At 42.6% G+C, this 22,273-nt stretch carries 24 protein-coding genes; 19 read left to right on the forward strand and 5 right to left on the reverse strand.

Going from position 1 to position 22,273, the window contains the following annotated elements; genetic code table 11:
• Positions 1-392: sodium ion-translocating decarboxylase subunit beta (locus J6U00_RS07545; RefSeq protein ID WP_296580684.1), on the forward strand; the 392-nt coding region annotated here is incomplete at its 5' end.
• Positions 393-447: 55 nt separating this feature from the next.
• On the opposite strand, the gene J6U00_RS07550 is transcribed toward J6U00_RS07545, so the two are convergent.
• Positions 448-1,107 (reverse strand): DNA alkylation repair protein, encoded by a 660-nt coding sequence (locus J6U00_RS07550; protein ID WP_296580687.1) that lies wholly within the window; start codon positions 1,105-1,107, stop codon positions 448-450.
• Positions 1,108-1,395: 288 nt separating this feature from the next.
• Here J6U00_RS07550 and J6U00_RS07555 point away from each other — a divergent pair, with 288 nt between their 5' ends.
• The 9 genes from J6U00_RS07555 to J6U00_RS07595 all read left to right on the forward strand — a co-directional run bounded on the left by J6U00_RS07555 (position 1,396) and on the right by J6U00_RS07595 (position 8,031).
• Entirely contained in the window at positions 1,396-2,616 is a 1,221-nt protein-coding gene (locus tag J6U00_RS07555) for a phosphoglycerate kinase (RefSeq protein WP_296580689.1), read from the forward strand.
• Positions 2,617-2,678: 62 nt separating this feature from the next.
• On the forward strand, positions 2,679-3,110 hold the full coding sequence (locus J6U00_RS07560) for a hypothetical protein (RefSeq protein ID WP_296580691.1): 432 nt from the start codon (positions 2,679-2,681) through the stop codon (positions 3,108-3,110).
• Positions 3,107-3,325, forward strand: coding sequence for a hypothetical protein (locus tag J6U00_RS07565; RefSeq protein ID WP_296580693.1), 219 nt, complete (start codon positions 3,107-3,109; stop codon positions 3,323-3,325). Before J6U00_RS07560 ends, J6U00_RS07565 begins: the two co-directional genes overlap by 4 nt.
• An 18-nt stretch (positions 3,326-3,343) precedes the next feature.
• Entirely contained in the window at positions 3,344-4,120 is a 777-nt protein-coding gene (tpiA, locus tag J6U00_RS07570; RefSeq protein WP_296580694.1) for a triose-phosphate isomerase, read from the forward strand.
• Positions 4,121-4,181: 61 nt separating this feature from the next.
• Positions 4,182-5,702, forward strand: a complete 1,521-nt coding sequence (gpmI, locus tag J6U00_RS07575; protein ID WP_296580696.1) for a 2,3-bisphosphoglycerate-independent phosphoglycerate mutase — start codon at positions 4,182-4,184, stop codon at positions 5,700-5,702.
• A gap of 113 nt (positions 5,703-5,815) precedes the next feature.
• Entirely contained in the window at positions 5,816-6,859 is a 1,044-nt protein-coding gene (locus J6U00_RS07580; protein ID WP_296580698.1) for an FAD:protein FMN transferase, read from the forward strand.
• The gene (locus tag J6U00_RS07585; protein ID WP_296580701.1) at positions 6,856-7,212 is read left to right on the forward strand and encodes a NusG domain II-containing protein; all 357 of its coding nucleotides are present in this window, start codon (positions 6,856-6,858) and stop codon (positions 7,210-7,212) included. Before J6U00_RS07580 ends, J6U00_RS07585 begins: the two co-directional genes overlap by 4 nt.
• A gap of 1 nt (position 7,213) precedes the next feature.
• Positions 7,214-7,714: a Gx transporter family protein gene (locus J6U00_RS07590; protein ID WP_296580703.1), complete on the forward strand. Its 501-nt coding sequence runs from the start codon at positions 7,214-7,216 to the stop codon at positions 7,712-7,714.
• Positions 7,715-7,809: 95 nt separating this feature from the next.
• Entirely contained in the window at positions 7,810-8,031 is a 222-nt protein-coding gene (locus tag J6U00_RS07595; protein ID WP_296580705.1) for a hypothetical protein, read from the forward strand.
• A 25-nt stretch (positions 8,032-8,056) separates the two neighbouring features.
• Here J6U00_RS07595 and J6U00_RS07600 read toward each other — a convergent pair whose 3' ends face one another.
• Entirely contained in the window at positions 8,057-8,572 is a 516-nt protein-coding gene (locus J6U00_RS07600) for a cob(I)yrinic acid a,c-diamide adenosyltransferase (RefSeq protein ID WP_296580709.1), read from the reverse strand.
• Between the two features lie 109 nt (positions 8,573-8,681).
• On the opposite strand from J6U00_RS07600, the gene J6U00_RS07605 reads away from it, so the two are divergent.
• A complete protein-coding gene (locus tag J6U00_RS07605) occupies positions 8,682-9,470 on the forward strand; it encodes an HAD-IIB family hydrolase (protein ID WP_296580711.1) in 789 nt (262 codons plus the stop codon).
• A 202-nt stretch (positions 9,471-9,672) separates the two neighbouring features.
• Positions 9,673-10,890: a 6-phosphofructokinase gene (locus tag J6U00_RS07610; protein WP_296580712.1), complete on the forward strand. Its 1,218-nt coding sequence runs from the start codon at positions 9,673-9,675 to the stop codon at positions 10,888-10,890.
• 37 nt (positions 10,891-10,927) lie between these two features.
• Here J6U00_RS07610 and J6U00_RS07615 read toward each other — a convergent pair whose 3' ends face one another.
• Together J6U00_RS07615 and J6U00_RS07620 are read right to left on the reverse strand one after the other, a co-directional pair.
• The gene (locus J6U00_RS07615) at positions 10,928-13,879 is read right to left on the reverse strand and encodes a glycoside hydrolase family 9 protein (RefSeq protein WP_296580713.1); all 2,952 of its coding nucleotides are present in this window, start codon (positions 13,877-13,879) and stop codon (positions 10,928-10,930) included.
• Positions 13,880-13,948: 69 nt separating this feature from the next.
• Positions 13,949-14,251 (reverse strand): YerC/YecD family TrpR-related protein, encoded by a 303-nt coding sequence (locus J6U00_RS07620; RefSeq protein WP_294751028.1) that lies wholly within the window; start codon positions 14,249-14,251, stop codon positions 13,949-13,951.
• Positions 14,252-14,694: 443 nt separating this feature from the next.
• On the opposite strand from J6U00_RS07620, the gene lon reads away from it, so the two are divergent.
• Genes lon through lysA form a run of 3 tightly spaced genes read left to right on the forward strand, consistent with a single transcriptional unit; the run spans position 14,695 to position 18,989 of the window.
• Positions 14,695-17,037 carry an endopeptidase La gene (lon, locus tag J6U00_RS07625; protein WP_296580715.1) on the forward strand — a complete coding sequence of 781 codons (2,343 nt, stop codon included), beginning with the start codon at positions 14,695-14,697 and terminating at the stop codon, positions 17,035-17,037.
• Positions 17,038-17,063: 26 nt separating this feature from the next.
• Positions 17,064-17,666, forward strand: coding sequence for a ribosome biogenesis GTP-binding protein YihA/YsxC (gene yihA, locus J6U00_RS07630; RefSeq protein WP_296580727.1), 603 nt, complete (start codon positions 17,064-17,066; stop codon positions 17,664-17,666).
• Positions 17,667-17,690: 24 nt separating this feature from the next.
• Positions 17,691-18,989, forward strand: a complete 1,299-nt coding sequence (gene lysA, locus J6U00_RS07635) for a diaminopimelate decarboxylase (RefSeq protein ID WP_296580717.1) — start codon at positions 17,691-17,693, stop codon at positions 18,987-18,989.
• Positions 18,990-19,014: 25 nt separating this feature from the next.
• On the opposite strand, the gene J6U00_RS07640 is transcribed toward lysA, so the two are convergent.
• A complete protein-coding gene (locus tag J6U00_RS07640; RefSeq protein ID WP_296580719.1) occupies positions 19,015-19,962 on the reverse strand; it encodes a TIGR01212 family radical SAM protein in 948 nt (315 codons plus the stop codon).
• A 159-nt stretch (positions 19,963-20,121) separates the two neighbouring features.
• Here J6U00_RS07640 and J6U00_RS07645 point away from each other — a divergent pair, with 159 nt between their 5' ends.
• From J6U00_RS07645 to J6U00_RS07660, 4 genes are all read left to right on the forward strand, one after another.
• A complete protein-coding gene (locus J6U00_RS07645) occupies positions 20,122-20,628 on the forward strand; it encodes a shikimate kinase (protein ID WP_296580721.1) in 507 nt (168 codons plus the stop codon).
• A gap of 193 nt (positions 20,629-20,821) precedes the next feature.
• Positions 20,822-21,559 carry an AAA family ATPase gene (locus tag J6U00_RS07650; protein WP_296580723.1) on the forward strand — a complete coding sequence of 246 codons (738 nt, stop codon included), beginning with the start codon at positions 20,822-20,824 and terminating at the stop codon, positions 21,557-21,559.
• 40 nt (positions 21,560-21,599) lie between these two features.
• On the forward strand, positions 21,600-22,001 hold the full coding sequence (locus tag J6U00_RS07655) for a methylglyoxal synthase (protein ID WP_009984662.1): 402 nt from the start codon (positions 21,600-21,602) through the stop codon (positions 21,999-22,001).
• A 66-nt stretch (positions 22,002-22,067) separates the two neighbouring features.
• A partial coding sequence (locus tag J6U00_RS07660) for an ATP phosphoribosyltransferase regulatory subunit (RefSeq protein ID WP_296580725.1) occupies positions 22,068-22,273 on the forward strand: 206 nt, incomplete at its 3' end.

Below are 22,273 nucleotides of genomic sequence, written 5' to 3' on the forward strand. Positions count from 1 at the left end.
CAGAGAGACTTTCTGATACTGTTCAGAATGCCCTTATGAACATTGTAACTGTATTCCTCGGAATCTCAGTTGGTGCTACAACTGCTGCTGAGCGTTTCCTTTCTCTTGAGACTATCAAGATTGTAGTTCTTGGTCTTACAGCCTTCTGCTTCTCAACAGTCGGCGGACTTCTTGTAGGTAAGATCATGTATAAGCTCTCAGGCGGTAAGATAAATCCTCTTATCGGTTCTGCTGGTGTTTCAGCCGTTCCTATGGCTGCCCGTGTTTCTCAGATGGAGGGCCAGAAGGCTAATCCTTCAAACTTCCTTCTCATGCATGCTATGGGACCTAACGTTGCAGGTGTTATTGGTTCTGCAATCGCAGCTGGTTTCTTGCTTGCAGTATTTAAGTGATAATATAAAAAACCCGAAAGCGGTCAATACAACGACTTGCTTTCGGGTTTACTTTTTAGATATACTTGCTTCCTTCCTTTATGCTCAGAGGAGACAGCTCGTTTTTGCGCCTGCTTATAAAGCTTTCTACCCATTCGGGAGCTGTTTTGGAATACTCTCTTAAAGCCCAGCCTATAGCCTTGTTTATGAAGAATTCGTTGCTTCCGAGGCAGTTTGATATTATCTGCTCCAGCAAAACGATGTCGGTTTTGTCCTTGTAGGCTAATTGATGAAGTATAGCAGTCCTTTTGAGCCAGATATCGCTGCCGGCAGACCATTTCAGCATAAGCCCGCTCACTCGTTGGTCTTTTAAGCCTATTTCACCTATGACCTTGCAAAGAAAGTCGGTAGTGTCCCACCACGGTTTAGTAATGATATAACGCTGTATTTTATCTGTATCCTCGTAAACTAAATACTTTTTCATTGCAAGGAGATAATCATAAACAAGATACTGGAACTCTCTGTGGTCGTCTGCATAGCATTTATCAAGGAATGACCAGTCGATTTTCTTAGAAGCCTTTTCAGCTTTTAGGAAGTCTTTATACAGCTCTTTCCGTTCAGGCGTTGCAATACCGTAAAATATAAACCTGTTTTTCATGTATTTAGCCATTGCAGCAGAGTTTTCCTGATCTTGTCTGCTCTCAAAAAGTGTTTTTAGATTTGTGTACTTATCCATATATCTTACCTCATACGAAATTGGAGCGGAAGTTTATTTACTTAGATTATACACGATGCATGGGACACTGTCAATAATTACATAAATCTATTAATATATTCTTTGATACCTGAACAGTTCATTTTTTCTATATTACATATCCAAAGAAAAAAATTTCCTGTTTAACATGAAAAAAATCACGGAAAGGCTTGCAAATTTTCTTAGAATAGTGTAAAATAGAAATGTACGTTGTTAATATTATAACAACACCAATTATGTAATTTATTATAACGAAAGGATGTCATACCCATGGCAGGATTAAACAAGGTTACAGTAGAAGACATTAACGTTAAGGGCAGAAAGGTTCTCGTAAGAGTAGACTTCAACGTTCCTATGAAGGACGGCGTTATCACAAACGATAACAGGATTCAGGCTGCTCTTCCCACTATCAATAAGCTCGTTGAGAACGGTGCGAAGGTTGTTCTTTGCTCACATCTCGGCAAGCCGAAGAACGGTCCCGAAGCTAAGTTTTCACTTGCTCCTGCGGCAAAGAGACTTGGTGAGCTCGTAAATACAAAGGTTACTTTTGCAGCAGACGATACAGTCGTTGGCGACAATGCTAAAAAGGCTGTTGCTGCAATGAACGACGGCGAGATCGTAGTTCTTGAGAATACACGTTTCCGCGGCGACGAGGAGACAAAGAACGGCGAGCAGTTCAGCAAGGAGCTTGCTGATCTTATCGACGGCGAAGTATTCGTTATGGACGCTTTCGGTTCTGCTCACAGAGCTCACGCTTCTACAGCAGGCGTTACAAAGTTCGTTAAGGAAACTGCTGTTGGTTACCTCATGCAGAAGGAGATACAGTATCTCGGAAATGCTGTAGAGGTTCCTGAGAGACCCTTTGTTGCTATCCTTGGCGGTGCAAAGGTTGCTGACAAGCTCAATGTTATCTCTAACCTCCTTGAAAAGTGCGATACACTTATCATCGGCGGTGGTATGGCATATACATTTATAAAGGCACAGGGCGGCTCTATCGGTAAGTCACTGGTCGACGACGAGAAGCTCGACTACTGTAAGGAAATGCTTGCAAAGGCTGAGAAGCTCGGCAAGAAGATCCTTCTCCCTGTTGATACAGCTATTGCTGATTCATTCCCGGATCCTATCGACGCAGAGATCAGCGTAGATTACGTTGACGCTGACAAGATCCCTGCCGGCAAGATGGGTCTTGATATCGGACCTAAGACAGCTGCTATATTTGCTGAGGCTGCTAAGTCTGCAAAGACAGTTGTATGGAACGGACCTATGGGCGTTTTCGAGAACCCAACACTCAAGAAGGGTACAGTTGCTGTATGTGAGGCTCTCGCTGAGGCAAAGGCTACAACTATCATCGGCGGCGGTGATTCAGCTACAGCTGCAATCCAGCTCGGCTTTGCTGACAAGATGAGCCACATCTCAACAGGCGGCGGCGCTTCACTTGAATACCTTGAAGGTAAGGTACTCCCCGGCGTTGCAGCTATCGCTGAAAAGTAATCATACAAACGATAGGGCGGATAGAGATATTCGCCCTTAAACGCAATAAAGCGCATATCCGAATGAAAAACATTGATAAAGTAATAGAAAACGGTATAGGTTTTGTTTCCGTTGCAGTGCTTGTATTTTTGCTTATGTGTTTTCTTGCCGTACTGATATGGTGCGGTGTGCGCAGCCTTCTCGGAAAAACGCTGAATCTTCCGCCTTCCTGCAGAAAGTGGGCAAGGATGAGGGCTGATGTTATACGTGATGATGAAACGGATGATATAAATGTCCGCTACTTTTATGAATATAAGGAATTTACGGCTAAAATAGACGGTTTTACAGTTTACGGAGATAAGGCTGTTATATATGTTAAGCGTAATGAGCCTGAGGTAGTCAAAGAGTTCATCCCTGTTCCACCCATGTCTGCACCTGTATATATATCATGTTTTTTCATGGCAGTTATCATTCTGCTTTTCGGAGTAGCTTTATTGACAGGAGTTTTATTATGAAGAAGTGTAACTGTAAATTTACCGAGGAGCTCAAAAACAGCAGTACAGCGGTATGGCTGTTTGCTGTTTGCAGCTTTCTCGCAGGCGTCATCGTAGGTTTCTTCCTTTCTCCTATAAAAAAAGGAGTAAAGATCGGCTGTAATAACGGCAACAGCACTTATGAAAAGGAAGACGATATGCTTCCTTATTACGATGACGACGAAATAAAATTCTGATAAAAGGAGTTAAATACCATGAACAAGTCATTAAGAAAGGCAATTATTGCCGGAAACTGGAAAATGAACAAGACACGTCCCGAGGCTAAGGCTCTTCTCGAGGCTATAAAGCCTCTCGTTGCCAATGCAGAGGGCAAGATAGAGGTCATCGCCTGCGTACCCTTTACCAACCTTGAAACAGCTGTCAACACAACAGCGGGCAGCAATGTAAAGATCGGTGCAGAGAATGTTCACTTCGAGAAGAGCGGTGCATTCACCGGCGAGATCTCAGCCGATATGCTCACAGAGCTCGGTGTTGAGTACGTTGTTATCGGTCACAGTGAGAGAAGACAGTACTTCGGTGAGACAGACGAGACTGTAAACAAGAGAACTATCGCTGCTCTTGAAGCAGGTCTCAAGCCTATCGTTTGCGTTGGCGAGCTCAAGTGGGAGCGCGAGTGCAACATCACTGAGGAAGTTATCGCTCGTCAGATAAAGCTCGACCTCTGGTCACTCACAGCAGAGCAGGTAAAGAATGTTGTTATCGCTTACGAGCCTGTATGGGCTATCGGAACCGGTCTTACAGCTACACCGGATCAGGCTGAGGAAGTTTGCGGATTTATCCGTGCTCAGCTTGCAAAGCTCTTTGATAAGGCAACAGCTGACGCTGTAACTATCCAGTACGGCGGTTCTATGAACGCTAAGAACGCTGCTGAGCTTCTTGCAAAGCCCAACATCGACGGCGGTCTCATCGGCGGAGCTTCACTTAAGGCTGAGGACTTCAATGTTATCGTTCAGGCTGCTGTAAACGGCTGATTGTTTATATGACATTAACGGGCGGATCTTATCCGCCCTAATATATGAAAGGATAATTGAAATGGCAAAGAAACCTGTTGCACTTATAATCATGGACGGCTTCGGCTACAATCCCGATACATACGGCAACGCTATTGCTGCCGCAAAGAAGCCCAACATTGACAAATACATGGCTGAGTGCCCCAATACTATCATTGGTGCCAGCGGACTTGATGTAGGTCTGCCTGACGGACAGATGGGCAACTCAGAGGTAGGACATACAAATATCGGTGCCGGACGTATCGTTTACCAGATGCTTGTCAAGATATCAAAGGATATCAAGGACGGCACGTTTTTCAATAACAAGGCTGTTCTTGATGCTATGAACAACTGCAAGGCAAAGGGCAGCGCTCTTCACCTTATGGGACTTCTTTCTCCCGGCGGCGTTCACAGCCACATGGAGCATCTTTTCGGCATAGTTGAAATGGCTAAGAAAAACGGTCTTGAAAAGGTGTATATCCACGCATTCCTCGACGGAAGAGACGTTCCGCCGTCGTCCGCTGCCGAATACATGGAAGAGACAGTTGCAGAGCTCAAAAAAATAGGGCTCGGCAAGATAGCCACTATCTCAGGACGTTTTTACGCTATGGACCGTGATAATGCTTGGGACAGAGTTGAAAAGGCTTACGCTGCACTGGTTTACGGTGAGGGCGTTAAGGAGACCGATCCTGTACAGGCAATAAAGAATTCTTACGCTAACGAGGTCACAGATGAGTTCATGCTTCCTACTGTTATAGAGGGAGGAGCACAGATAAAGGCTGATGACAGCGTAATATTCTTCAATTTCCGTCCTGACCGCGCAAGACAGATCACACGTTCCTTTGTTGATCCTGATTTCAGCGGATTTGAGAGAAGAAACGGCTTCTTCTCCGTAAGCTTTGTATGCATGGCACAGTATGACGCCACAATGCCTAATGTATCCGTTGCATATCCTCCGGAGCAGCTCACAATGACAATGGGCGAGTACCTTTCAAAGCTCGGCAAGACACAGCTCCGTATCGCTGAGACACAGAAGTATGCTCACGTTACATTCTTCTTTAACGGCGGCGAGGAGAAGCAGTTTGAAGGCGAGGACAGGATACTTATCAAGTCTCCTGATGTTCCCACATTTGATCTTAAGCCTGAAATGAGCGCTTATGAGGTCTGCGACGCAGTATGCGAGGCAATTGATTCTGATAAGTATGACGTTATCATTCTCAACTATGCAAACTGCGACATGGTAGGTCATACCGGTATATTTGACGCAGCTGTGAAGGCTGTTGAAGCTACGGACACCTGTGTAGGACGCATGGTAGAAAAGATACTTGCAAAGGGCGGTGCAGCTCTTATCACAGCCGACCACGGAAATGCCGACAAGATGATGGAGCCTGACGGAAGTCCGTTCACTGCTCATACAACAAATCCTGTACCTCTTATCGCCGTAGGCGTAGAGGGACAGCTTTCAGAAGGCGGAGTCCTTGCTGATCTTGCACCTACAATGCTTGATATCATGGGAGTTCCTCAGCCAGCAGAAATGACAGGCAAGAGCCTTTTAAAGAAATAAAATAATAAAGCGGATCGCTCTGATCCGCTTTTGTTATATCCGGTTAACATTTAAGGTTGCAAACACTAACACAGTATGATATAATAGTCTAAGATTGTAACAGGAGAGAAAAAATGCATAATAAATTGATAGATATTGCAGCCGTTATCCTTGGAAGTATTGTGCTTTTCAGCTGTTCACGATATACCGCCGGACAAAAAATAGATGATACCGTGCCGTGTTCGCGTGATATATTCGCTATGGATACATACATGAATCTGAAGGCTTACGGTGCGAATGCGGAAAAAGCTCTTTCAGAAGCAGAGGACAGGATCATAAGCCTTGAAAAAGAATTATCGGTCACTTCTGATTCAAGCGAGATATATGCACTGAACAATTCAAGCGGAGAAGCCACTTCATTGAGCGAGGACGCTGTATTTCTTATTGGGCAGTCAAAGCTTTTCGGCAGAGATACCGATGGCTGTCTTGATATCACTGTTTTTCCGATACTGAGAGAATGGGGATTTACGACAGGGAACTACCATATCCCCGATGAGGATATAATTGTCGGGTTACTGAAAGATACAGGCTTCGAAAAGATCATTGTGAACGGCAGCAGAGTTCAGCTGCCGGATAATTTACAGATCGACCTTGGCGCTGTAACAAAGGGATATACCGGAGATGAAGTGATAGAAATAATGCGTTCCGAGGGTATCAGCTCCTGCGTGATAAGTCTCGGCGGAAATGTTCAGACCCTCGGCACAAAGCCTGACGGTACTAACTGGAAGGTCGCTGTAAGGGATCCCTATAAACCGGAGACAGATATGTGTATCGTGGATATTGCGGATAAGGCTGTAATTACGTCGGGAAATTATGAGAGATACTTTATCGGTGACGACGGAAAAAGATACTGTCATATTATTGACCCCAAGGACGGCTATCCGGCTGATAACGGTTTCGTTTCGGTCACAGTGATAGGAGAGAACGGACTTACCTGCGACGCGCTTTCGACTGCTGTATTCGTTGCAGGAGAAGAAAACTCAGCTGATATCATCAGAAAATATCCCGGATATGATTTTATCATCGTTTCAGATAAGGAGAAAATATACTATACCAAAGGACTTGACGGACATTTTCAGAATACAAGTTCAATGGCTGCCGAGGTGATGAAAGGTTGACTAAGGGCGTAAAGATAATTGCCGCAGCGATACTTATCCTTCTTATCGGTTCGGTCATAGCGGTTGTAATTGGTTTCAGACCTTCCGACAAAAAAATAGTAAAGATATTGCAAGACAATAAGGTTATATATACTCTTGACCTTTCAAATGAAAATGACAGGACATTCCGTATAGAAGCTGTAAACGGCGGATGGAACGATATAACGATAAAAGACGGAAGAATATGTGTTTCATGCGCAGATTGTCCGGACCAAACCTGTGTTAACACAGGCTTCCTTCGTTCAGAAGGAGTTCCGGTTGTTTGTCTGCCCCACAGACTTGTGATAAGATTTGCAGACGAGGAGAAGAAATGATATGAAAGCACACAAAATAGCAGAGTTAGCTCTTCTCACCGCTTTAGCGCTTATCATCTTTGTTGTAGAGCTTCAGTTACCTGATCTTATACCGATACCAGGTGTAAAACTTGGACTTGCCAATATTATAACGGTGTATGCAGTATATCGATATAAAGCAGGTGAGGTCGTTCTGATTGTTACAGCAAGGATAATTCTGGCGGCTCTGTTTGCGTCAAGGATAATGGCTTTACTTTACAGTGCTGCAGGAGCGGCTATGTGTCTTGCAGGAATGTTGCTTATAAAAAAGATAATCCCTTATAAATATATTTGGCTTAGCAGCGTAGTTGGAGCTGTTTTGCATAACACAGGTCAGACAATAGCTGCGATTGCTTTTTTAAGGTCTCTGGCGGTTATCCCATATTATCCAGTACTTATTATATCTGGATGTATTGCCGGAAGCTTTACCGGTATCTGCGCTCAGCTCCTGATTAAGCGTAAGCTTCCGCACAGCAGTAACTGATGTCAGTTGAATACTGTAAATGCTTTTTCTGTAACGGAACAATGCATTGATTTGCATATTGAAATGTGATATAATACATTAGAGGTGAAAAATGAATGAATCCAATAAATGTATTTAAACTGAAAGGACTTCTTGACCGTTTTAAAGATAATCACCCGAAGGTGCCGATGTTTTTTAAAGCTGTTGCAGGTTCAGTACAGGAGGGAAGTATTATCGAGATAAAGGTAATATCTCCGGACAATAAAAGTATAATCACTAATTTCAAAGTTAATGCTGAAGATATAGCACTTGTAAAAGAATTAAAGGATATAGTATGAGAAAAAGCTGCCAATTTGGCAGCTTTTAGTATTCTATGCCCTTTCTTGCATTTATGCCATTATTGTAAGGGTGTTTTATCGCATTCATTTCTGTAACATAATCTGCAAGATCAAGCCATTCAGCCGAAGGAGCTCTTCCTGTGATGATGATTTCAACCTTTTTACTGTAGGTGCTTATAAACTTATCAGCAAGCTCGGTGTCAATCAGACATTTATTATATGCATCAAGCAGCTCATCAAGGACTATTAATTCTGCTTTACTTATATTAATAAGCTCCTCCGCAAGACGAAGCATAGCGGTATGTGCATACTTTACTGCTTCTTTTTCGGCATCAGACATCTGAAAAGAGAATTTGTTGCATTCCCGGCAGCATAAAACAAAGCTATCTTTTAGCGATTCAAGAATACTTATCTCAGAAGATGAACCGTTTTTTAGGAACTGTAAAAAAGCTGTTTTCATACCTGAACCGTTAGCGCGTAAAGTAAGACCGACAGCGGCAGTGGTTTTACCTTTTCCGTTTCCATAATATATATGAAGCATTTACATCACCTCAGAATTATTATATCATCCAGTAAAGAAATAATCAAGGCTTGACATTGTCCGGCGAAGGTAATATAATTATTCATGTATGAAAAAAAGGAGTGTTTAAATGAGATCAATTATATTTTTTGACATCGACGGTACTCTTGTCACTGAAGATGAAAGAGCGATAATACCTCAGAGTACGATGGAAGCTATTGCTCTGACCCGTAAAAAGGGTAATCTGACATTTATAAATTCTGGAAGGACAGCTTTTAATATAAGTTCCAAGGTTAAGAAACTGGGCTTCGACGGATATATTTGCGGTTGCGGTACCTACATAGAATACAGTGGCAATGTTCTGCTTTCCCATACTGTAGAAAAAGACGAATGTAGAAGGATAGCCGAACTCATGCGCAAATGCTGGGTAACTCCTGTATACGAACACAGAGATGGTTACTTCTTCGACGATAAAACTCCTGCGACTGAAGGATTTAAGGAATTTATGGAAGTATTTGTTGACGCTGGGATAGATGTTAACGGTAGAGTTGAGGATGAGAATTTTGGTTTTGATAAATTTGTTATATGGACTAACCCTGACAGTGACATGGAGCTATTTAGACGAGAGATCGAAAAGGACTTTTCTATTATTGACCGCGGTGGTGGATTCTACGAGAATGTCCCTTTAGGGTATTCAAAGGCGACAGGTATCTCAGTGATACTTGATAAGCTTGGAATATCAATAGAAAATGCTTATGCGATAGGCGATAGTACAAATGATCTGCCCATGCTTCAGGCAGTCCCAAATAGTATTGCTATGGGAGGATCGGAACATATATACCATTATGTGTCGTATGTCACAACTCCAATTGAGGAAAACGGTATATATAATGCTTTGAAGCATTTTGAGCTTATATAAAGAAATAAATATTACTCCTAATGTAATTTTTATTAGGCGATTATTGCTCTTTTACTCAATTATTGCGATTTTTATTAGCGCATTTTGTCATTTCTAATTATTGATTTGGATGTTCTTCCTGTGCTATAATAATATTACAGTTGAAAACTGATTATTTGGGAGGAGTGGCTGAGTTCGGGATATTACTCAGTCAAATAAAAAAATGAATATTGCTGTTGCACAGTCAGGCGGTCCGACCTGCGCTATAAATGCTTCTTTGGCAGGAGTATACAGCGCAGCTCAACGAGTCAAGGAAATTGACAGGGTATACGGCGTACTAAATGGTATCGAGGGTATACTAAACGATGAAATGGTGGATCTTTCAGAGAAGATCACAAGCGATGTAAGTTATCAGCTGCTTTTACGTACTCCATCAGCCGTACTTGGTTCATGCCGGAGAAAGCTTCCAAGTCACAGAGAAAGCGCTGAAATTCACGAAAAAATTACGGAAATACTACAAAAACGAAATATTGGGATGTTTTTCTATATCGGCGGCAATGATTCTATGGATACAGTTGCTAAGTATTCAGCATATCTTAAGGATAATCATATCAAAGATATCAAAATGATAGGTATCCCCAAGACTATTGACAATGATCTTTGCGAGACAGATCATTCTCCAGGTTACGGATCAGCTGCAAAATATGTTGCGGCGACCGTTCAGGAAATAACGCGTGACAGCAATGTTTACAGCATACCTTCTGTAACCGTAATTGAAACAATGGGACGCCATGCAGGCTGGCTTGCTGCGGCTTCATGCTGTATACGTTCCAACGGTGAGAGTGCTCCGCATCTTATATATCTTCCCGAGACTACCTTCAGCATTGAAGGCTTTCTTTCTGACGTAAGAAACGAGATGAAGAAGCACAGAGCAGTTATAGTTGTTGTTTCGGAAGGTGTAAAGACTGAAGAAGGGAAGTTCGCAGCTGAAGAATACCAATCAGGTCAGAAGGACGTTTTCGGTCACTGTTATTTGTCGGGCATAGGAAAGCTTCTTGAGAAGTTGGTTGCAGATAAAATAGGCTGTAAGGTGCGTTCAATTGAGCTTAATGTCATGCAGAGATGCAGCTCTCATATTGCCTCACTTGAAGATATCCAGTCATCAGAGGCTATTGGAATGGCTGCGCTCAAAGCCGGATTAAGCGGAAGTTCAGGATGTATGATGACCTTTGTCCGGGAATCTGATATGCCGTACAGCTATAGGATAGATAAAGTTGATGCTGCAAAAGCGGCTAATTCAGAAAAATTTTTCCCGAGAGAATGGATAAACGAAGCAGGCAACAATGTTCTTGCGCCTGCTTACGAATATATCATGCCTCTTATCCAAGGGGAACTTCATGCGATAATGAAAAACGGTATGCCGTTAAACTTTGTTATATAAAAATAAACGTCCCAAATTAGGGACGTTTATTTTTATATTATGCCTTAGCTGGCATTTCACCTTTTTTTAGCAAGAAGAGCTGGATAGCAAGTGCGTCATTTGTTGTAACGCCCTCTACTGAATCACAGTCTGCATTATCAAGACCTTCTGCTGTGATGTGGTTCTTGCCGGTACCGTTAAGACCATACTTGTCAGGATTAGCAAGTGACTGCATGATAAGTACAGCGTCAGCCATATCTATCGAACCGTCACAGTTAGCGTCACCGTAAACAACATTGGTTTTACCGGAGGATCCTGCACCGCTGTCGTTTATATCGAATGTAGTAGTTGTTGTACTTGTAGGCTTTGTAGTAGTTGTTGTGGTTCCCGAAGGCATTGTTGTTGTCGTTGTAGCACCTTCTTCATTATCCTGCTTTACATACTCACTGCCTGTACCTGCTGTAGTTCCGTCAGGCTCAGTACCCCATATAAGCTTATCGCCTGCATAGAGTGTAACCTTATCAGTGATAGCAGCAGCTGAGTTATCATCCTCGAAGCTTACGAGATCAGCATAGCTGTAGTCGTTTGAAGAATCCCACTCAGGATACTCATTTGTCTCAGGATCCATCTTTGTTGTCAGCGCGAACTGGTATACACGGCTTCCGTAGAACTTGCAGTCCTTCCAAGTTACTTCAACGTAATATGTTCCGTCGTCGTCATACTTTACGGGATCGGAAAGCTCAGCGTGTGACTTGTTGTTTGTGTATCCTGCTTCCTGATCGTAGTCAATACGGGGAACAAGATAATCAACGTCATAGCCATTATCAAGAAGCTCCTTGATGTTGAAGAAGTATCTTGCCTTTACATCACATTCGAATCTCGGAGGATTGATAGTTCTGTTGTGGAGAACCAGCTTGAGCTGGATACCATCTGCTTTTTCCTGTGCCTTACCGCCTGATACGAAGTATCCAACAGGGAGGGCATCACCGTTTTCGTCTACCTGATCGTAGCCGGTAGCATTTGAAGACATATCGAAGTCTTCGATGATGTAGTTTTTATCTTCATACTCCTTGCCCTTTGCACCATAGTAGTGGTAAAGTCCTGCAAGGTCACCGCAGAAACCTGCGTTATAGTCGTCGGTAACTTCATTGTAGATGTAGTCCTTTGTCTCGTCAACGTGTTCATCCTTAAGACCAGGACCTCCAACGAGAGCGCCCCAGAGAGTATGTACCTGGATTATCGGATCGTCCATGCTCTGTGTAGCTGAGCAGTGTGATGAACGGTGATGAGGATGTGAAGCGAAGTTATATTCATAACCTACCTCGTAAGCATAACCCATAGGGTTCTTACCAAGGATGTATTCCATCTGAGCCTTTGCCCATGGGAGGAATGTTTCATCACCTGTTGTCTTGGCGTAAACACAAGCACAGAGTCCAGCTGCAGTATTGTAACGTGCGGAACCGTAACCTGAAACTACAGCCCAACCATAAGGTGACTTAGCAATGAAGTCGCCACTTGTCTCACTGTCAGGGAGATCAGCAATCTGATCGCAAGTCATCGGCATATTCCAGAGATAATCGTCTCTGCCGAAATACTTATGACCATGAACAGGCTCATAGCCCCATTCAGAGCAGTCAGTTGTCTTAGAACAGCCTGACCAGAATTCAAGGTTGTAACGGAAGATATACCAATCACGTGCAGTATTTGTAATAGGAGCAAGCTTTGCGAAAACTCCGCCCCAAACAGTATCCCAGCAGTGAACCCAGATATTCTGCCAGCAGTTACCTGTATCAGTAATGATACGTTTCATATAGCCTGTATAAGCATAAGAAGGCTGCTGACCAGTTTGTGCCTGTTCATCATATGAACCACTGTCAGAAATTGGATTAGTAGTATCAACTGCAATAATATCGTCTATATAATCATAGTTTTCGGTACAGTAGTATAGCCATACAGCAGCCCACGAAAGTTCATCATAGTCATAGCTGGATGTATAGAAACCGCCATCGTAACCAAGGCTTGAATTGCTTGGTACCATACCTGGTTTCCATTCTTCAACGTGTGTCTTTACAGCAAAGTCATAAAGAGCCTTTGCGTATTTGAGATTCTTTTCAGCATATTCAGGATCTGTATCCTTGAAATTGAGATAGTTGATAGCAAGTGATGCGGCAGCACCGGCACACTGGTCAGATGCAGGCATTTCTGTTGTAGCGAAGTAAGCGGGACGCTTAACTGCGCATGAAGAGGAAGCTACCATTGTGTTGTCCTGCTGTAGCTCAGGAGGGCACCAGTAGTTATGGTCATTGTTACCTTCACCTACCTGATAGCAGTATGCGATAACATTATCATCATCATCCATGAAGGTAGCCTTCATGAAGTAGTCGTTTATCCAGCGAAGTTCATCTTCAACATGCTTTTGTAGACCGAGTTCCTCATAAGAATCACGGAATTCGTAGTATCCCCAGCCTACTGTAGAAGCGGAATAGCTTCCGGGGAGACCGAACTTAACGTGGTCACCGGCGTCGTGCCAGCCGCCTGTGAGATCGAGAGTGCCGTTTCCGTCGGGATCAAGGTATTTTTTGTTCTTTTCAATAAATGAATTGCTCATATTGACGCCGACATAGAGATCCGGATCATCGTCGCCGAGGTTCGGGTTTGCTTTACCGCTGTCACCCTGTCCAAGTCCTTGATCTTCCTTGAGCTGATCATCGGTCTTTCCTTTGCCGACTGTAGGCATTGGGCTCATAGGCTGGAGCGGGATTTCACCGTCGATTACGTGACAGTTTGAACGCCATGAATAATAGCCGTCGTCTGCCACCTGGTCACCACACTTGTTTGCATCGTAGAAGCACAGTGCAAGCTGTAAAGCCTCTGCGAAATTGTCGTAGTTGTTTTCCTTGCCTTCGGTGATAACCGCAGCATTTGCGCCTGTCATGATACTGCATGACATAAGTGTTGCAGCAGCAGATAAGCAGGCTAATGATTTTTTGAACATCTTCGCCTTGTCCATTTAAATCTTCCTTTCAAGAGTAGTTTTGAACGCTTCTCTGCCTTGAGAGCGTCCTTTTTTCACGTTTTTTTATTTGAGCAGATTCTTCCCCTTGAGTCTGTCAAAAACTATATTATATCCGTCGTTTCCGTCCTTAAGGGAACGGTTGACTCTGCTTATTGTAGCTGTGCTCGCACCTGTTTCTGTGACGATGCTGTTATATACGCGGTGTTCGTCGAGAAGTCTTGCAACGTGAAGACGCTGAGCAAATGATTTCAGCTCGATGCTTGTGCAGAGATCGTCAAAGAACTTGTAGCAGTCATCAACGGATTCAAGTGTAAGAATAGCTTCAAAAAGCAGATCCATGCTTTCAGATTTTATCTTGTCTATCATATTGATTCTCCAATCTGCCATAAAGGCGCAACTTAACAATTTCTTACTTTACATTTTAACACATTATTCCGTAAAAGTAAAGACCCTTTTTGTACAAAAGGAAATTGCCGCCTTATAATATAATAAGAACTAAGATTACACCTTTGTGTATATCATACCACATTCTTAACAAAAAGTAAAGAAAAATTTCGTGATTTCGCAAATTTTGGTGTAACATACCAAATGTTCGCAAGTTTTCGTGCAAATCCACAAATATTAACCTTTGTTAACTGGTGATAATGCTGTTTTGTATCAGCATTTAATAATTCCTAGACGCTGAAGATAAATCATTTTATCTGCTGAATCTTTCGAAGGGGTTGAATTTTTCAAAGCTTTATAGTATAATATTTATGAACGACTTTTTGTTCATAAGGATATGATATAATTAGAAATGCGGTGATTTTATGGAACAGACCATTAAAAGTGATAAAAATATAGAGGAATCAAATATACTGTACACTGTTGCGATGAGAGGGCTTGTTGCCTTTCCAAAAATGGTGATGCATTTTGATGTTTCGCGCAGCAAGTCCATGTCTGCGGTGGAGCGATCCCTAAAGGAGGGCGGCAAGCTTTTTCTTGTTACTCAGCACGAAGCGTATATAGACAATCCTAAGGCTTCCGATCTTTACAAGGTAGGAGTAGTTGCCGAGATAAAACAAGTTCTCAAGCTCCCGGACAATGTCATGAAAGTGCTAGTGGAGGGAGTATATAAGGCAAATCTTGTCAGACTTATAGACGACGGCGAGGTATTGAAAGCTGAAGTAAAACGAACTCCTACATATTCCCGTGCTAAATTCGACGATGTTGAGGCTGAGGCTCTTATTCGTTCAATAAAGGATGTTTTTGAAAGGTATGCTTCTTTCTTCCCGAAGATGCCAAAGGAACTGCTGAACTCAATAATGACCCAGGATTCTCCGATAAAACTTTTTGAGACCGTTACCTTCAACTGCAATCTCAACTACAGAGATAAGCAGACTCTTCTTGAGGAAACAAATATAATCAACAAGCTTTCTGTACTTTTTGCCTGCCTTACTTCAGAGGTGGAAATACTCGAGCTTGAAAACCTTATCAATGAGCAGACAAAAAACAGTATTGATAAGGGACAGCGTGAATTCTATCTCCGCGAGCAACTCAGAGTCATTCAGGAGCAACTTGGAGAGGATGAGGCTGAGGAAGCCTTCGGCTACATAAACGACATAATGGACCTTAAAATTGACGAAAAAAGCAAGGAAAAGCTACTTAAGGAAGCCGACAAGCTTACAAAGCTGCCGCCTGCATCTCAGGAGGCTTTTGTTATTAAGAACTATCTTGACACAGTGCTGGACCTCCCTTGGGGAAAGTATACCAAGGCTAAGCTGTCTATGGAGAAAGCGGAAGCTGTTCTTGAAAAGGATCATTATGGTCTGAAAAAGGTAAAGGAGCGTATACTCGAATTCCTTGCCGTTCATATACTTAATCCGGAAATTAAGGGACAGATAATCTGTCTTGCAGGCCCTCCTGGTATAGGAAAGACTTCGATTGCAAAATCCATAGCCAAAGCAATGGGCAGAAAGTATGCGAGAGTATCTCTCGGCGGCGTCCGTGACGAAGCTGATATCAGAGGCCACAGAAAGACTTATGTCGGTGCTATGCCCGGACGTGTCATAACAGCAATAACACAGGCAGGTTCTGCAAATCCGCTGATACTTTTCGATGAAATCGACAAGCTTTGCAGCGATATAAAGGGCGATCCCTCGTCGGCTATGCTTGAAGTGCTTGACGCTGAACAGAACTATGCTTTCAGGGATCACTTCCTCGAGGTGCCTTTCGACCTCAGCAAGGCAGTATTTATTACTACTGCCAATAATGTAAGTGCTATTCCTGCACCTCTACTCGACAGAATGGAGGTCATAGAGCTTCCAAGCTATACAGCGGAGGAGAAGTTCCATATTGCCAAGGAGCATCTTGTTCCTAAGCAACTCAAGGAACATGGTCTCAGGGCTTCACAGTTAAGGATAACAGATGACGCGATAAACGAGATCATACAGTATTATACCAAGGAAGCGGGCGTGCGTTCGCTAGAGCGCTGCATAGCTTCACTTTGCAGAAAAACCGCCAAGAAGATAGCTGCTGGTGAGATCAGCCGTGTTTCAGTTAAGGCCAAGGACCTCAACGAGCTTCTCGGCATACGCAAATACACTGGCGATCTTTCCTCCAAGAAGAATCAGGTGGGCGTTGTAAACGGTCTTGCATGGACATCAGTAGGCGGTGTACTAATGCCTATAGAAGTGCTTACAATGCAGGGAACAGGAAAGATAGAGGTTACAGGTTCTTTAGGCGAGGTCATGAAAGAGAGCTCAAAGATAGCTGTAAGCTATGTACGCAGTATTGCTGATAAATACAAAATAGATCCAAATTTCTATAAAGACAAGGATCTACATATACATGCTCCCGAAGGAGCCGTTCCAAAAGACGGCCCGTCTGCTGGTGTGACGATGACAACTGCACTTGTTTCCGCTTTGTCAGGATTTAAGGTTAGAGCGGATATCGCTATGACCGGAGAAGTTACTCTTCACGGAAAGGTGCTCCCGATAGGCGGACTGCGTGAAAAAACAATGGCTGCTTACAAGGCAGGCATAAAAACTGTTATTATCCCGACAGAAAACAAACCAGACCTGGAAGAAGTGGACAATGTCGTAAAGGACGCGATAAAATTTGTATATGCGTCTGACCTTAAGGAAGTGCTCGACGAAGCGCTCGTAAAATAAGATAGTTAGGAGAAGCATTGGTGAAACTGAATTACAACAAGGCTGAATTTGCTGCAGCTTACGGAAAGTTTTCACAGATACCAGCTCCGGATCGCATTGAGATAGCCTTTGCCGGACATTCAAATGTAGGAAAATCTACGCTTATAAACAAGCTTTTCAACCGTAAAAATCTTGCTCGTGTAAGCTCCGTTCCCGGAAAGACGGCTACGATCAATTTTTACGGGCTTGAAAACATATATTTTGTGGATCTTCCGGGATACGGATATGCAAAGGTTGCTAAATCAGAGAAAGAACGTTGGGCAGGACTTATAGAAGGCTACCTGGGTTCTGACAGAGATATCAGACTTGTGTTCATGCTAGTTGATATGCGCCATGCTCCGACCAAGGACGACGTTCATATGATAAACTTTTTGATAGATTCGGAAATGCCTTTTGTTCTTGTCCTTACCAAGGCAGATAAATTAAATAAAAGTGAGAGGGCTAAGCGCCTTGAAGCTTTTGTATCGGAGATACCCTGTTTTGAGGATATTCACTCTATACCTTTTTCTTCACAGACTTTGGAAGGAGTTGAAGAGCTCAGAAAGATCGTAGAGGAGATCGCAGATGACAATGACGTCACTGTTGAATAAAAAACACACGAAAGGATGTTAAATATGTTTGTATCCGATGATCTCAGTGTTAATGCTGAGGGGAACCTGACAATCGGCGGGGCAGATACTGTTGAGCTCGCTAAAGAGTTCGGTACACCGCTGTATGTTATGGATGAACAGGTCATAAGAAACAGTCTGAGAAGATTCCATGACAGCATGAGCAAGTATTACAACGGAAATGGAGAAGTTCACTATGCAAGTAAGGCTTTTTCCTGTATGGAAATGTGTAGGATAGTTGCAAGCGAAGGGGACGGACTTGATGTTGTATCTATTGGAGAGCTGTATACAGCTGTAAAAGCCGGCTTTCCGATGGATAAGGTTGGCTTTCACGGCAACAACAAAACAGATGAAGAGCTTGAATTCGCTGTAAAGGTCGGTGTAGGACACATCATAGTAGATAATATCGACGAGCTTCACCGCCTTGAGAAGATATCTGCTGAAAAAAGCGCTCAGCCCAATATAATGTTCCGCATCAAGCCTGGTATAGACGCACATACTCACGATTTTGTAAAGACTGGTCAGATAGATAGTAAATTTGGATTTGCCCTTGAGACCGGAGAAGCATTTGAAGCTGTAAAAGAAGCTGTTAACTGCAAAAATGTTAAGCTTATAGGTCTTCACTGCCATATAGGTTCTCAGATCTTTGATATTGCACCTTTTGAAGAAGCTGCAAAGGTAATGCTCGGATTTATCGCAAAGATAAAAAACGAGCTGGGTTACGTAATCGAAGGACTTAATCTTGGCGGCGGCTTTGGTATAAAATACCTTAACGAGCATGATCCGAAGCCATTTGAGGTATATCTGGAAAAAGTATCAAAGGTTGTAAAGGAAGAATGCGTTGCACTTGACATCAAGCTTCCAAAAATGTTTATTGAACCAGGTCGTTCTATAGCAGGTCCTGCCGGTATAACACTTTATACTGTAGGAGCTCGTAAGGAAATACCCGGTATCAGGACATATATATCCGTTGACGGAGGCATGGCTGACAATCCGAGATATATTCTTTACGGTTCAGAGTATGACGCTGTCGTTGCAAATAAAGCAGGAGAGGAACGAAAAGACCGCGTAACTATAGCTGGAAAATGTTGTGAGAGCGGTGATCTTATCGGCGAGAATATGCCTTTACAGTATGCGGAGTCAGGAGATATAATCGCTGTCTGCGCTACAGGCGCATATAATTATTCGATGTCCTCGAATTATAACAGGCTACAAAAGCCGGCTGTTGTATTCGTTAATAACGGAAAAGCAAAACTTGCTGTAAAAAGGGAAACGCTTGACGATATAATCAGAAACGATATATAAAACAAAAAACAGGTGTGAAAATATTTCATACCTGTTTTTTATAATATTTTCCCTGCCATGTATCAAGGTCGGCAAGTCTTTTGTCAATTCCACCAAGTACTGCGAGCTTGTCGGTACTCCACATTGGGGCGATAAGCTTGGATTTGTCTCCGTCACCGGTAATACGTTCAATCACTGTCTGAGGCGGCAATAGTTCAAGCTGTTTTACAATTATGTTTATGTATTCATCACGATCAAGTATTCTGATCTCTCTCTTTTGAAACATATCGGCTAGAGTAGTGCCCTTTATTACGTGCAGCATCTGCAGTTTTATTGCGTCTGGAGAGAGCATTGCTAATTCCGCGGCAGTTTCGAGCATCATTTCATCAGTTTCGCCTGGAAGTCCGTTGATAATGTGGATACAGGTGCGGATCCCTTTGGCTTTAAGACGAAAGTAGCCCTTTCTGAACTCGGAATGAGTATAGCATCGGTTGATGAGCCTGAGGGTCTTGTCATGGCAACTTTGCATACCGAGCTCAACGGTAAGATCCGTCTTCTCACTCAGCTCTTGCAGCAGACCGATAACATCCTCATCTAGGCAGTCAGCTCTCGTTCCGATAGATATTCCGCATACATTAGGCTCCTCAAGAACTGAAAGAAAAATCTTTCGTAGCTTCTCCAAAGGAGCATATGTATTAGTGTTTGCCTGAAAATATGCAACGAAACAGGCTCCGTCTCCGTATTTGCTAATTATGCGGCTTTTCTCGGCTTTAAGCTGGGAAGCTGTATCAAGATCGCCGCGTGTGAAATAACCACTTCCGCCGTCACAGAAAATACATCCTCCGAAGCCTTTGGTTCCGTCTATATTCGGACAGGTAAAACCGCAGTCGAGGACGGCTTTGTATATTTTATGTCCGTACTTCTTTAAATTATGGTAATTCAGTGTATGATAACGCTTGTTATCCAGCGAATATTCAAAAGGACTTGTGTTCATAATGTTACTCCTTGTGAAAATATGTTATCATATTCATTTATAATTGTCAATATTTAGTAGTCAAAAAAATAAAATCGCAATATATGGCTGAATTATCTATTGACAATGTGCACAAATTGAGTTAAAATATAAGAGTAATATAAAAGTGAGGAAGAGATTATGGATAAAAATATTGTATTGATTGGTATGCCGGGAGTCGGAAAAAGTACCGTTGGAGTGATACTTGCCAAGCTGCTGGGCTACAGATTCATTGATACAGATATAATTATCCAGGAGAAAGAGAAAAAGCTCCTCAAAGATATAATCGCCGAAAAAGGCGCAGAAGGCTTTATTGAAACTGAGAATAGGATAATTAGTAGACTTAATGCCAAAAGATCTGTCATTGCGACAGGCGGTAGTGTTGTATACGGTGCTGACGCAATGAAAAAACTGTCTGCCGGTAGTATTGTGATATATCTGAAGCTCGATTACGGAAAGCTCCGCTACAGACTCGGCAATATTAAAAACAGAGGAGTGGTAATAAAGGACGGACAGTCGCTGAGCGGACTGTATCGAGAAAGACTTCCTTTATATGAGAGATATGCAGATATCGTTATAGATGAGAACGGCTGTAATGTCGAAAAAACCATAAATAAAATTCTTGACGAATTACTCGGTTCTTTGTGAGAAATACACAATTCGGTAGAAGCTTAAAGGTTTGATTTGCACAATTTTATATTTTGTTTAAAAAGTACTTTGACTTTTAGCTAATTATGTGTTATAATGTAAAATAGGATTATTATTAAAAGTAATTATAAGACTTCCGCGCCGTCTATGCAGCTAAACTGCTTTGGCTTTCGGATATCGGAAAGGAATAAAAATGTCTAAAATAATTGCTGTTACTTCAGGAAAAGGCGGAACAGGAAAATCAACTGTTTGTGCTGGAATTGGTTACACTCTCGCAAAGCAGGGACACAGAACTCTAATTATCGAGCTGGACTTCGGTTTGAGATGCCTTGATATAATCTTTGGCGTAGAAGATAATATCAAATATGATCTCGGCGATGTTTTGAACGGAAAGAAGACCGCTCTTGAAGCCGTTGCACAGATACCTATGGCTTCTAACCTCAATATCCTCTGCGCTCCCAAAACTCTTACTGCTGTGAATGCAGAGCAGATAGTAGATATATGCCGTTCTGTAAAAAAGTATTTTGAATACATTATCATTGATACTGGCGCGGGAATCAATTCTCATGTTTTCGACATTGTTGAACAGGCAAATCTTATCCTTGTGATATCCACACCTGATCCGGTATGCATAAGAGATGCAAGTCTTATGTCAGATGAATTCTATAACAGAGGAAACAAAAGCCAGCGTCTCATCATAAATAAGATCAGCAAGAAGATTATCGGTGCTGAGCTTATCTCCAACCTTGATGAAATAATTGACAAGGTTGGCGTACAACTCATAGGAGTTATACCCGATGATTTTAAGATGACTGTAGCGACCGGAAAGGGCAATCCGATACCTACCGATAGTGAAGCGCTAAGGGCTTTTGATGCAATATCTAAACGACTCGGCGGAGAATTCATTCCGCTTACAGTTAAAACTGTATAAAACATGAAATATATCCGCTTAGCGGGGAAAGGGCATAAAAATGAAAATCGCAATAATAGCACATGATGCGAAAAAGGAGCTTATGGTACAGTTCTGCAGCGCTTACTGCGGAATATTGTCAAAGCATACTCTTATAGCTACAAATACCACAGGAAAGCAGGTTAGTGAAGCTACCGGTCTTCCAATAAAGAGATATCTCAGTGGTCAGGGAGGAGCTGAACAGATACTTGCACTTCTTTCGTGCAATGAGGTTGATGTTCTTCTTTTCTTCCGCGATCCTATCAATCCTAAGGCAGCAGACGTTCATGGTATGAACCTTCTTAGACTCTGCGACGTTCATAACGTACCTGTTGCAACAAACATCGCTACCGCAGAAGCGCTTATCCTTGCACTTGAAAGAGGCGATCTGGATTGGCGTGAGGTCGGTAATCCGAGTATCTGAATCTTCAATTGTCCCTTTTAAAGGGACAATTTTCATGTAAAAACATACAGGAAAGGCTTGAAATATATGGCAATAAATATCAAACGTCCGAATGGAACCGAAGACGTCCTGCCAAAAGATGTATATAAATGGCATACTATAGAGAAAATAGCGAGAGAGACGGCTGAAAGCTTTGGTTTTTCCGAAATAAGGATCCCGACATTTGAGAATACGGATCTTTTTCTCCGTTCTGTAGGCGAGACTACAGATGTCGTGCAGAAGGAGATGTATAC

Source organism: Ruminococcus sp., from assembly GCF_017650195.1.
Lineage (GTDB): Bacteria > Bacillota > Clostridia > Oscillospirales > Ruminococcaceae > Ruminococcus.